This is a genomic window from Dictyoglomus sp. (assembly GCF_049968615.1).
Classification (GTDB): domain Bacteria; phylum Dictyoglomota; class Dictyoglomia; order Dictyoglomales; family Dictyoglomaceae; genus Dictyoglomus; species Dictyoglomus turgidum.
Genome location: NZ_JBMFQK010000008.1, coordinates 73,237 through 85,289, shown reverse-complemented (window position 1 = coordinate 85,289; position 12,053 = coordinate 73,237). Strand labels below are relative to the sequence as shown.

Annotated in this window: 11 protein-coding genes; 2 read left to right on the top strand and 9 right to left on the bottom strand. The window is 33.2% G+C overall.

Annotated elements, in window-relative coordinates; translation table 11 throughout:
- Positions 1 to 654: 654 nt before the first annotated feature.
- Genes ACP5QL_RS06945 through ACP5QL_RS06925 form a run of 5 tightly spaced genes read right to left on the bottom strand, consistent with a single transcriptional unit; the run spans position 655 to position 6,499 of the window.
- Positions 655 to 1,239 carry an acyltransferase gene (locus ACP5QL_RS06945; protein ID WP_428126378.1) on the bottom strand — a complete coding sequence of 195 codons (585 nt, stop codon included), beginning with the start codon at positions 1,237 to 1,239 and terminating at the stop codon, positions 655 to 657.
- Positions 1,240 to 1,254: 15 nt separating this feature from the next.
- On the bottom strand, positions 1,255 to 2,202 hold the full coding sequence (locus tag ACP5QL_RS06940; protein WP_428126375.1) for a Gfo/Idh/MocA family protein: 948 nt from the start codon (positions 2,200 to 2,202) through the stop codon (positions 1,255 to 1,257).
- A gap of 24 nt (positions 2,203 to 2,226) precedes the next feature.
- Positions 2,227 to 3,525 (bottom strand): nucleotide sugar dehydrogenase, encoded by a 1,299-nt coding sequence (locus ACP5QL_RS06935; protein WP_428126372.1) that lies wholly within the window; start codon positions 3,523 to 3,525, stop codon positions 2,227 to 2,229.
- Positions 3,522 to 4,616, bottom strand: a complete 1,095-nt coding sequence (gene wecB / locus ACP5QL_RS06930) for a non-hydrolyzing UDP-N-acetylglucosamine 2-epimerase (RefSeq protein WP_012582948.1) — start codon at positions 4,614 to 4,616, stop codon at positions 3,522 to 3,524. The genes ACP5QL_RS06935 and wecB overlap by 4 nt, the downstream gene beginning before the upstream one ends.
- Positions 4,598 to 6,499: a polysaccharide biosynthesis protein gene (locus tag ACP5QL_RS06925; RefSeq protein ID WP_012582947.1), complete on the bottom strand. Its 1,902-nt coding sequence runs from the start codon at positions 6,497 to 6,499 to the stop codon at positions 4,598 to 4,600. The genes wecB and ACP5QL_RS06925 overlap by 19 nt, the downstream gene beginning before the upstream one ends.
- Positions 6,500 to 6,763: 264 nt before the next feature.
- On the opposite strand from ACP5QL_RS06925, the gene ACP5QL_RS06920 reads away from it, so the two are divergent.
- Positions 6,764 to 7,441, top strand: a complete 678-nt coding sequence (locus ACP5QL_RS06920) for a peroxiredoxin (RefSeq protein WP_012582946.1) — start codon at positions 6,764 to 6,766, stop codon at positions 7,439 to 7,441.
- Positions 7,442 to 7,482: 41 nt separating this feature from the next.
- Here ACP5QL_RS06920 and ACP5QL_RS06915 read toward each other — a convergent pair whose 3' ends face one another.
- A complete protein-coding gene (locus tag ACP5QL_RS06915) occupies positions 7,483 to 8,649 on the bottom strand; it encodes an MFS transporter (protein ID WP_272995464.1) in 1,167 nt (388 codons plus the stop codon).
- 207 nt (positions 8,650 to 8,856) lie between these two features.
- On the opposite strand from ACP5QL_RS06915, the gene ACP5QL_RS06910 reads away from it, so the two are divergent.
- On the top strand, positions 8,857 to 9,186 hold the full coding sequence (locus ACP5QL_RS06910; RefSeq protein ID WP_337955237.1) for a DinB family protein: 330 nt from the start codon (positions 8,857 to 8,859) through the stop codon (positions 9,184 to 9,186).
- 244 nt (positions 9,187 to 9,430) lie between these two features.
- Here the strand turns inward: ACP5QL_RS06910 and ACP5QL_RS06905 are convergent, their stop codons facing one another.
- Genes ACP5QL_RS06905 through ACP5QL_RS06895 form a run of 3 tightly spaced genes read right to left on the bottom strand, consistent with a single transcriptional unit; the run spans position 9,431 to position 12,049 of the window.
- Entirely contained in the window at positions 9,431 to 11,167 is a 1,737-nt protein-coding gene (locus tag ACP5QL_RS06905; RefSeq protein ID WP_428126365.1) for an ABC transporter ATP-binding protein, read from the bottom strand.
- On the bottom strand, positions 11,136 to 11,705 hold the full coding sequence (locus ACP5QL_RS06900) for a hypothetical protein (protein WP_012582942.1): 570 nt from the start codon (positions 11,703 to 11,705) through the stop codon (positions 11,136 to 11,138). The genes ACP5QL_RS06905 and ACP5QL_RS06900 overlap by 32 nt, the downstream gene beginning before the upstream one ends.
- Positions 11,702 to 12,049, bottom strand: coding sequence for an SMR family transporter (locus ACP5QL_RS06895; RefSeq protein WP_164930998.1), 348 nt, complete (start codon positions 12,047 to 12,049; stop codon positions 11,702 to 11,704). Before ACP5QL_RS06895 ends, ACP5QL_RS06900 begins: the two co-directional genes overlap by 4 nt.
- Positions 12,050 to 12,053 lie beyond the last annotated feature (4 nt).

Sequence of the window (12,053 nt, the reverse complement as noted above, 5' to 3'; positions counted from 1 at the left end):
GAGATATTTCTGAATAGCAATCGAATGTTTATAACTTCCACTTGTCACCAACACTCTAAACATATTGAGCCTCTTTCTTTACGTAAGCCAAATTTTTCCAAAATCCGGTTAATTATATATTTATATTCCCTTACCCATTTATTTCTCATACTTTAAGACAGTTGATAAAGTTCACTTGTATATGATTTATAATTAAATTCCTGAACTTTTTTTAAAGCTTCTTCAATTAACCAAAGTGTATGTGACTCTTGCGAAAGCATTTATACTTCCTCCCATCATTTAATATTTTTGTAGCTCCTTTACTAACATCTTCGCCATCTTCTCCACTGAATATTCATCTTTTAAAATCTACCTCTATCCTTAGTCTTATAGAAACCACTACAGATTTTATTCTATCACAATCCGCTCCTACAAGTCTATTCCACTCAAACTTTACTGTCTCCACCCGTTCTGCCTTATCCCTTAAAGTACTACAAGGAACTTTTATCCAAGAAGACTTCTTTTCAGATACCTCCTGAATCTATTAAGATTACCTCTGCATTCTTTTCTAAATTTATCATATCAAGATATCCTACTATAAATTTTTCTCAAGCTCCTCAAATGTGAAAACCTCAATATTTAGACTATTCTATTACAATCTTACATTATCTTTCATCATCCATCACTTACTACTCTCCCATCTTCTAATCTATACTTTTCTCCACAGGCTTTACAAACTGCCTTTCCATTATCATCAAATTCTAATCTTACTCCGCACTTACATACCCAACCAATCTGTCTTGCGGGAACTCCTACCACAAGGGCATAAGGCAGTACATCCTTTGTTACTACCGCTCCCGCTCCTACAAAAGCATATTCTCCAATGGTTACTCCACAAACTATTGTGGCATTTGCACCTATGGTAGCACCTTTTTTAACTTTGGTCTTTTTAAATTCATTCTTTCTTTCTATAAATGCCCTCGGATTTATGACATTGGTAAATACACAAGATGGTCCACAAAATACATCATCCTCTATCTCTACTCCTTCGTATACACTTACATTGTTTTGTATTTTTACATTATTTCCTATTTTTACATTTGGTCCTACCATGACATTTTGTCCAAGAACACAATTTTTCCCTATTTTACTACCTCTTAATATATGACAAAAATGCCAAATCTTTGTGCCTTCCCCTATTTCTACACCTTCATCTACATAAGAGCTCTCATGAACAAAATAATGAAGATCTTTAGACATATTTATAATCCTCCTTTAGCCCATTACTTGCTCAAGTATTTTCAGGACTCTTAATCCTTCATATCCATCGGTTTTTGGTCTTCTTCTCTCTTTTACACACTCTATAAAATGGAGAAGCTCTAATTTTAAAGGTTCTTCATTTTCCACAGGAATAATTTGCATTTCTTCTTTTTTAGCCATAGGAAAACCATTATTATATTCCACTTTATGAGGATATAAGAATAATTTTTCTTTCGTGGTATCATCAAAAACTATCATACCCTTTGTGCCAATTACTACTAATTTTTGCTCCTTAAAAGGATGCCACCAGCTTACAAAGATGTGCGCCTTAATACCACTTTCAAACTCCAAGGCTGCAAGTACTCCATCTTCAATTCCCTTTGTAATAAATCCAAATCCTTGAGAATATACTTTAACAGGTATCTCTCCTGTAAGTTCTAAAATTAAGGATATATCATGAGGAGCAAGGCTCCACCATGCATTTTCATCGGTCCTTACCTTTCCCACATTTAATCTGTGGGAGTAGATATACATTATGTCTCCCAAATCACCTCTCTTTACCATTTCTTCCATTTTTACTACTGCAGGATGATATTTTAAAATGTGTCCCACCATAAGAATTTTTCCTCTTTCCTCCGCCAACTTAACCAAATCCTCTCCTTCTTTTAGTGAGACTGTCATAGGTTTTTCCACAAAGACATCCTTGCCTGAAAGAAGAGCCCTTTTAGCTAAATCATAATGGGTAACTGCGGGTGTTGCTATGGCTACAGCAGTTATCTCTTGATCTTGCAAAATATCTTCTATTTTCTGAGTATAATTTACATCTGGGAAATCTTTTCTTCTTTCTTCAATAACCCTCTTATCAAAATCACACGCAGAACGAAGAACATTAAGCTCATATAAATTTCTCAATATATTCTTTCCCCAATATCCAAGCCCTATGAGTCCAATAAATTTATCCATTTTTCTCCTCCCTCAATTATTTATTCATAACAAAATTACCCTTTCATCTATACTAATTCCTCTTTTTCTCAAAGCATTCCTTGTATCTACTATTAATTTTGCATTCTTGTATATCATCTCATAATCAATGTTATCATGGTCAGTTACAATAAGAACACAATCAGCATTTTTAACTTTACCTTCATCTAATGCACAGGATTTCATATATTTAACTTCTTTTGTTTTGCTATTCTCAATCTTGATCTCTGATACATAGGGATCATAAAATTCAACTTCTCCTCCAAGATCTTCAAGTAAAGGAATAATTTTCAAAGCAGGTGATTCCCTGGGATCTGCTATATTGGGTTTATAGGCAACACCAATTATAAGTATTTTAGATCCGTTTACTGCTTTTTTATCCCTATTTAATGCTTCCATCACAAGTTGGACTACATATCTTGGCATATTATCATTTATCTCTCCCGAAAGCTCTATAAATCTTACATCAAAATCATATTCTTTAGCCTTCCAGGAAAGATAAAAAGGATCGATGGGAATACAATGTCCCCCCAATCCTGGCCCAGGATAGAAGGGCATAAATCCGTAAGGTTTTGTAGAAGCTGCAGATATTACTTCCCAAATATCAATATTCATCTTTCTACAAAGGATCGCCAGTTCGTTTATGAAAGATATATTTACGAGGCGAAAGATATTCTCAAGAAGTTTTTCCATTTCAGCAACCCTTGGAGAAGATACCTTATGGATCTTGGGGATAATTATGGAGTAAAGTTTCATCGCCTTTTCTGTGGAAACTTCATTTATTCCTCCTACAACTTTTGGAATATCCTTAGTAGTGAAATTTTTATTTCCAGGATCCACCCTTTCGGGAGAAAAAGCCACATAAAAGTCTTCACCCGCTTTCAGCCCACTTTTTTCCAATATAGGAACTAAAACTTCTTCGGTGGTTCCGGGATAAGTGGTACTCTCCAATACTACTAATTGTCCTTTTTTTAAATATTTAGAAATCTCAGTGGTAACATTTATAATATAGGAAATATCAGGTTCTTTATGAGGACCTAAAGGTGTAGGTACACAAATAATTACAGCATCAGAATCTTTTACTGGCTCAAAATCTATAAAAGCTTTAAGATTTCCTTTATTTACAACTTCTAAAAGTTCATCATTTTTTACATCGTCAATATATGAAATTCCTTTATTAACCATCTCGACTTTTTTAGGATTTTGCTCAATGCCGTGTACTATTAATCCAGCCTTTGCAAACTCTAAGGCTAAAGGAAGTCCTACATATCCAAGTCCCACAATAGAGATCTTCTTAAAACTCACTTAAACTCTCCTCCTCTCTTTTCCAATTCTCTTACTAAAATTTCTCTCATTTTAGGTGCCGAGTAATTTTCTTCAAAATTTACATCTTCCCCCTCTTTTATATTTCTTACAGCTTCTAATATCTTTTCTTTATTTGCACCAACTAATCTATTCCATTTAAGCTTCACTATTTCTACCCATTCTGTTTCTTCCCTTAAGGTAATACATGGAACCTTAAGCCAAAAAGCTTCTTTTTGGACCCCTCCAGAATCTGTCAAAATTGCATACGCATTTTTCTCAAGCTGTATCATATCAAGGTATCCAACTGGATCTATTATTCTAATTCTGCTCTTTAAATAATCTTCTAAACCAAATTCTTTTACTTTATTTTTTGTCCTGGGATGAATAGGAAAGATCACTTCTTTATCTAATTCTTGGAGGGCTGAAAAAATACTTTTTAATCTTTCAGGATTATCAGTATTCTCAGCTCTATGAATTGTAACTAAGTAATAACCTTTAGGATAAAGAGAAAGCTTCTCTAAAATTTTACTTTTTTCTTTTGCTAATTTAGAAAAATGCATAAGAGCATCAAACATTATATCCCCTACTAAGTATACGCCTTTTTCTATACCTTCTCTTTTAAGATTCTCCACTGCAGTTTCTGTAGGTGCAAAAAGAATATCCGAAAGGTGATCTGCTACAATTCTATTTATCTCCTCAGGCATCTTCTTATTAAAACTTCTAAGTCCCGCTTCTACATGGGCTAAAGGAATGTGAAGTTTAGAACTTGCCAAAGCTCCAGCTAAAGTAGAGTTTGTATCTCCATATACTATTACTACATCAGGTTTTTCTTTTATTAAGACTTCTTCTATTCCTATAAGCATCCTTCCTGTTTGCTCACCATGGGAGCTTGAACCTATCCCAAGGTTATAATCTGGCTCTGGAATTTCCAATTCTTTAAAGAAGAGATCACTCATGTTTTCATCGTAATGCTGACCTGTGTGAAGAATAACTTCCTTTATTCCGCTTTTTCTAAGCTCAATTGAAAAAGGAGCAAGTTTTATAAATTGAGGGCGGGCTCCTACTATGGAAATTACTTTAAAGCTTCCCATTGTTCTTTCCCTTTTGCATTTTCTTGAGCTTTTTTATAAGTAGGAATTAACTTTTTAAGCACTTTTTCAATCTCATTTTTATCCCTTTTTTCAGCAGAAAGCTTTAGCTCTCTCAGTAATGCTTCAAAACTATTTTTATCAAGATCATTGTTAGAAATTATTTTATATATTTTAGGATGCGAGGTTTTTAGAACCTTTTCCTCTTCCTCCCAAAGTTCCTCCTTTAACTTTTCTCCAGGGCGAAGACCTATAATCTTTATCTCTATATCTTCCACCGAATATCCAGAAAGCTCTATAAAGTTTTTTGCAAGATCTATAATTTTAACTGGCTTTCCCATATCAAGAACAAAAAGATCACCCGATTTCCCAATAGCCCCTGCCTGAAGCACAAGTCCTACCGCCTCGGGTATTGTCATGAAATATCTTTCCATATCCTTATGGGTTATAGTGATAGGACCGCCCATTTCAATCTGTTTTTTAAATACTTCAAGGACGCTTCCCCTACTTCCTAAGACATTTCCAAATCTTACTGCTATATACTCCGTTTGAGAGTGAGAATTATAATACCTTACTAACATTTCTCCAACTCTTTTTGTCGCACCCATTATATTTGCTGGATACACTGCTTTATCGGTAGAAATAAAGATGAATTTTTTTACTCCATATTCTTTTGAAGCATCCATTACATTAATGGTACCAAAAACATTGTTAAACACCGCTTCGTCAGGATTTTCCTCCATTAAAGGCACATGTTTATGGGCAGCAGAGTGAAAGACTATCTCAGGTTTTTCCATGGAAAATATGTAAAATATCCTATCTCTATCCTTTATATCTGCAATATAAGAGCAGATATTTAAATTAGGGTAAGTATTCTTAAGTTCTAATTCAATATTAAATATGCTATTTTCTCCTCTTCCCAGAAGAATAAGTTTTTGTGGTCCATATCTTGCAACCTGCCTACAAATTTCCGCCCCAATAGATCCTCCAGCTCCAGTAACAAGTACTTTTTTTCCTCTTAAGTATTCACCTATTTTTTCAGAATCCAAATCTATAACGTCCCTTTCAAGAAGATCTTCTATCTTTACGTCCCTAATTTTACTTATGGTCACTTTCCCATCTATAAGCTCCCATATTCCAGGAAGGGTTTTTACAGGAAGTTTCAACTTAGAAGCCATACTCAAAATATTTTTCAAAAGCGAAGGAGGTGCAGAAGGAATTGCAACAAGAATTTCCTGAACTCCATTCCCCCTAACAACTTTGTGCAAAGAAGATATAGGTCCTAATATTTTAATTCCATGAATTGTTTTTCCAATTTTTTTAGGATCATCATCCAAAAATCCTACCACATCATAATTTAGGTTTTTATGTGTCTTTATCTCTCTTAATATCTTTTCTCCAGCATCACCAGCTCCAATAATAACTACTCTCTTTTTTTGAGCATAATTAACTTTATCTATACTCTTTTTACTCTCGTAAACCCAGCGAGTAAAAGCCCTTACTGAGAATAAAAGTAAAAGAGACGTAAAGTAAGAGATGAGAATTATTGATCTTGGAAGTCCTTGAATTGGAAAAATTAAATAAGATAAATAAAATATTATTTTTTCAAGTGTAATCGCAAGGGTCAACTCTTTCAGGGCTTCAAGGCTAAAATATTCCCATAAAGTGCGATAGAGCTTAAAAGCAAAGAAATAAATAATAAAGAAAATAAGAAATTCTCTAAATATAACAAGAGGTAGTATTTTAATATAATTAGAAGGAGGTATAAATTCAAACCTTAACAAAAAGGAAAAATAAATAGATAGAATAAAAAATGCAAAATCTACAAATATCCTAAATATTGTTGAACGTGGTATCTTAAATAAATTTCTTCTCCTCAAAAACATTCCCTCAAAATCTCCAATAAATTTTTTCTTCTCATTACCTTACATAATAATATACCATAAAAATATAGGTTCTTAAAGAAATAAATATCATTGAGACATTCAACGTACTTTAGTATAATTAATTTTTATTAGTAACTAAACCCTATGTTTTTAGAAGCCTTTCTTATAATCTCCTCTTGCAAAAATTTTTCATTTATGGTAATATATACTTGAAAATAATAATAATTCTAAATAATAATAATTTTTATTAGGAGGTGGATAAAAATGGAAAATTTAGAGAGAAAAGGAATTCCCCTTTTAGGAGAGCCTTTTCCAGAGATGAAAGTTAAAACTACCCATGGTGAGAAAGTTCTTCCTAATGACTACAAAGGAAAATGGTTCGTACTTTTTAGCCATCCTGCAGACTTTACACCTGTATGTACCACTGAATTTGTAGCCTTTCAAAAGAGATATGATAAGTTTAGAGCTCTAAATACCGAGCTTATTGGGCTTAGTATTGACCAAGTATTTAGCCATATTAAGTGGGTAGAATGGATTAAGGAAAAATTAGGAGTAGAAATTGAATTTCCAATTATTGCTGATGATACAGGAAAGGTAGCAGAAAAGCTCGGATTAATTCACCCTGGAAAAGGAACCAACACAGTAAGAGCAGTATTTGTGGTAGATGACAAGGGCATAGTAAGGCTTATCCTCTACTATCCACAAGAGGTAGGAAGAAATATTGACGAGATTTTGAGAGCAGTAGAGGCACTACAAGTTACCGATAAATATGGAGTAGCAACTCCAGCTCAATGGCCCGACAGTGAAGTAGTAGGAAAGGATCATGTAATTATTCCTCCTGCAGGTGATGTGGAGACTGTTAAAGCAAGACTTGAAGCAGCTAAGAAAGGTGAAATTGAATGCTTTGACTGGTGGTTCTGCCATAAGAAATTAACAAAGTAGAAAAGTAAAAAAAGAAAAATCTTGGTAGGGTGTCCTCAGATTTAAGAGGACACCCTATTTTTTGACTCCTTTAAAGAAGTTATAGCAAGTACTGTAGAGATTAGAGATACAAAGGTTAAAAAGCGATACATTCCAGGAAGTCCAAAAAGATCAGCTACAAATCCTGAAATAGCAGGACCTAAAGTAGATGAAAGTGCCATAGCCATGCCTAATAGTCCTTGAGCTGTTGCTCTTTCCTCAGGAGGCACCAGATCATTCATATAAACAATAGGTATGGTCCCTATTACTGCAAAAGTTAAGGAATGCATAAATTGAATAAGAATGATATGCCATGGATTGTTAGTTAAAGTATATAGAAAAATTCTTATAGGAAGAGCAATAGAAGTGAATATAAGTATGGGTTTTCTTCCCAACTTGTCTGACAGATAACCCCAAATAAGCATAAAGGGGATCTCTGAAAAAGAACTTGCAGAATAAGCAAAACTTATATGCTTACTTTCTCCACCCAAGGATCTTATTAACAGGTTAACATTGGAGGATGCTCCCAAGAGAGCAATAAAATAAATCACATAAAAGATTAAAAAGTTCCTTACTTCAGGCTTTAATATTATTTTTTTTACACTTCTAAAATCCACTTTAGAGATGCCAGTCTTAACAGGAGACTCTTTTATTACAATACTTAAAATAAATCCCAATAGGTATATTAAGCCAATCATCAAAAACATTACCTTAGGTTCCACCAATTTTGGATAAAATCCTGTTGCAAGCATAACCAGAAGAAATCCTATACTTCCCCATATCCTTATGGAGGCATAATGAGAGCCTGTTCTCTCTGACACTGCGTAATCCATAACAAGGACATTCGCCATAGTAGTGATAGTGCTTGTAAATATTCCTACAATAAAATAGACTATTAGAAAGGACCAAAAATTTTTTAAAGATGGAAAGATAAAAGTATATATCAATATAAGTACAATAAAACCTATGAGAATAAAAGGCTTTCTTTTACCAAATTTATCAGAAAGATATCCTATATAAACTTGAAAAAGGGCACCCGAAAGAGAAGAAATAGCAGATAAAACTCCAATCATTCCTATGGAAAAATTTTTAACTTCTCTCAAATACACAGGGATAAAGGAGAAAATAAATACCCATGCAGAAAAATATATAAAAAAGAAGAGCTTTAAAAGAAATATTTCCCTCTTCATGATTTAATATTTTACAAAAAATAAAATTTTAAAACAATTACTAAGCCATACATGCTAAACTATTAACAAAGGATTTTGTGTATAAAACTCCAAAGGAAGGTTTGAAAAATGGCTACGAGAATTGAGAGGATCATAAAGTATATGAATGATGCCTTTAAGAGGGATGCGGGTCTTTGGTCTCATTCGGTTATGGATGTATTATAAAATATACACAGCATTTGGGAAATTGTGAATCATTTAATCTTTGGGAAAGAGTATTTAATAAACATCTTAGAAGGTAAGGAAATTCCATCTGAGGATGATTTTAAAACCCCTGATGATACCTCGGAGGAGGCTTGGAAAAACACTGTTAAAAAATTGGAAGAAGTTCATAATAAGCTTATAGAAATTTTAAAGGGCAAAACCGATGAAGATCTGGACAAAAGTTTAGGCGAATACGGAACTTTAGAGGACAATCTTTATGGTATAATAAGCCATGATTGTTATCATGCGGGTCAGATTGTATTAATTCTACAGCTTATGGGTCTTAATTTATAGTTGTTAACAATTTTTTAAAATATTTAATATAACTTTAACTCCAATTTATTGACACCCCTATTAATATTTGATATCTTACTTAACGAAAGTTGACGGAAATATAAAAGGAAAAAATAAAAAAGTTTGGAATAAAAAATAAAGTTTGAAAGTCTAAAAAAGTGTAAAAAATAAATAAGTAAGCAAAGACACCTCCCCCTCTCACCCCCTCCCCCTGAGTCCCCCCTCTCAGGGGGTTTTATTTTTTTTAAGAGACAATTTCCTTCTCTTCACTCCAAAGCTTAAATTGAGATATAAACATGTTATAGTAAATGCCTCTCTTTTTCATAAGTTCTTCATGATTTCCCTCTTCCACTATTTTTCCGTTTTCTATGACAAAAATTCTATCAGCATTTTGAATGGTAGAAAGTCTATGAGCAATAATAAAGGATGTTCTTCCCTGTAGTAGTTTCTCAATTCCTTTCTGAAGAAGTCTCTCTGTATGGGTATCAATACTTGCGGTAGCCTCGTCAAGAATGAGAATTTTGGGGTTTGCAATAAGAGTTCTTGCAAGGGAAACAAGTTGCCTTTGTCCTGTGGAAAGTCTAAGTCCCCTCTCTTGCACTCTTGTATCGTAGCCCTTTTCTAAGGACACTACAAAATCGTGAGCATAGACCTCCCTCGCGGTATTGATTACTTCTTCATCTGAAGCAGAAAGTCTTCCATACCTTATATTTTCCATTATACTTCCTGAAAAGAGAAAAGTATCCTGAAACATTACTGCAACTTGCCTTCGCAAACTCTCAAGTTTTATCTTTCTAATATCCACCCCATCAATTAATATTTCTCCTTCCCAAGGCTCGTAAAATCTTCCAATGAGATTTACTATGGTGGTTTTACCAGATCCCGTAAGTCCCATTATGGCAAGAGTTTCTCCTGGCTTTACATGAAAACTTATATTTTTTAATACATACTCATCTTTATATTTAAAAGAAACATTTTTAAAGATAATCTCCCCTCTTATTTCTTTGATTTCTACCCTTTCCTTTATGACCTCTTTTTCTGGTTTTTCCCTAAATAGCCTTTCAATCTTTTTCAAAGAAGCAACACACTGAGCAAGCATGTTAACAATCCATCCTCCAAGCCTTACAGGCCAAACAATCATAGAAACATATCCTGAATAAGCTACTAAAGTACCAATGGACATTTTTTCTCCTATAACCCATAAACCTCCAAGAGTTATAGCAAGGGCAATAGATATATTAGTAATAAAATCCATCCATGGAAAATACTTGGCAAATATCTTTGCCTGTTTCACGTTCAACTCAAAAATTTTTCTATTCTCTTCAAAAAATTTCCCTATCTCATACTTTTCCCTACCAAAAGACTTAACCACCCTTATTCCAGCTATATCCTCTTGAGCAGTAGTATTTAATCTTACTCCCTGATCGGATATCTCTCCATAAATTTCATCATTCTCCCTCTCAAGTTTATAGGCTATATATCCTATAAAGGGCACAAGGGTAAGAACTATGAGAGTTAATCTCCAGTTTATGGAAAACAAAATAACACTTGCAATTAGAAAATAAAAGAGTTGTTCTATAAAAAAGACTAAGCCAAAACCAAAAGTAAACCATATATTATCAATATCTTCCTTTATCCTTGACATAAGCTCTCCTGTATTTATCCTATCAAAGAAAGAGAAAGGAAGTTTTTGCAAATGTTCAAAAAGATCCACCCTTAATTCGTAGGCAAGCCTTGATCCCCCAAGATCCATAAAATATTCCTTAAAATAGCCCAGAACAACCCGAGAAAAGGTAATTAAGGCCATAAATAAAAGAAGACGTGGAAGAAGATCCATGTTATTTTTCAAAATTACTCTATCTATAATCATCTCCACAATTTTAGGATTAAACATATCAAGGGAAAGGGCAAAAACAGCACAAAATATGGCAGATATAAAAAAGTGCAAATTATGTTTTATATACTTTTTTAGCCTCTTCATATACACTCCTTATTTTATCTTTTTCAATCCATAATTGATATCTTTTTCTTGAGAAAAAATCTTTTCCTCGCAAACTATTAGGATTATAGGCATAAATTAAACAAAAGCTATATCCATTTTTGAGAAAAATAAAAAATCTTTGAAAAATATTCCTACCTTCTATTGGATAGACCATAAATCCCAATTTTTTCAAGAACCTTACTACCTTATCTTGATTTTTAAAGAAAAAGGCAATTTCTCCCATAAACCATTCCACATCACTAAAAGAAGATCTCTCTACAAAATCTAAAAGCTCCTTTAAAGAATTAAAAAATAATCTCTGAAATCTTTTTCCCCAAAAAAGATCTATACCTTCCGAAGGTATTTGAGGTAGATGTTCATTCCAAAGATGAAGCTCAACAAAAGTTTTGCTCTTTTTTCTTACCAATTTATACCTTAAAATACATTCAGGATTATCAGTAAAAATCTTCACTCCTTGAATTTTGCTCAAGAAATGATCAAAATTTATTATTATGAAACGAAATAATTTTCCCATCATTTAGTCTTAACAAGGAAAAGAGTTCCAATCATTATGAGGATTATTCCAATCCATTGAGAAGGCAATATCTCCTCTTTGAAAAACCACTTTGCTCCAAAAACTTGAACAAAAATTTGCCCAAAAGCAGTAGTTAAAGCATAGCCTATATAAAAAGGTACCAATGTAAGGAGATAGGTATAAGCAATAACCGAGAAAAACCCAGTTAAGTTGCCTATTACCTGCCAAAAGATAAAGTTCTTAAGATCTTTATTTTGCACTGAAAGTTTAAAACTCACATTAGAAATAACGGTAAACATAATACATAATGCAAAGGATATAAAAACAGCCATATACCTCTTACTCACACCC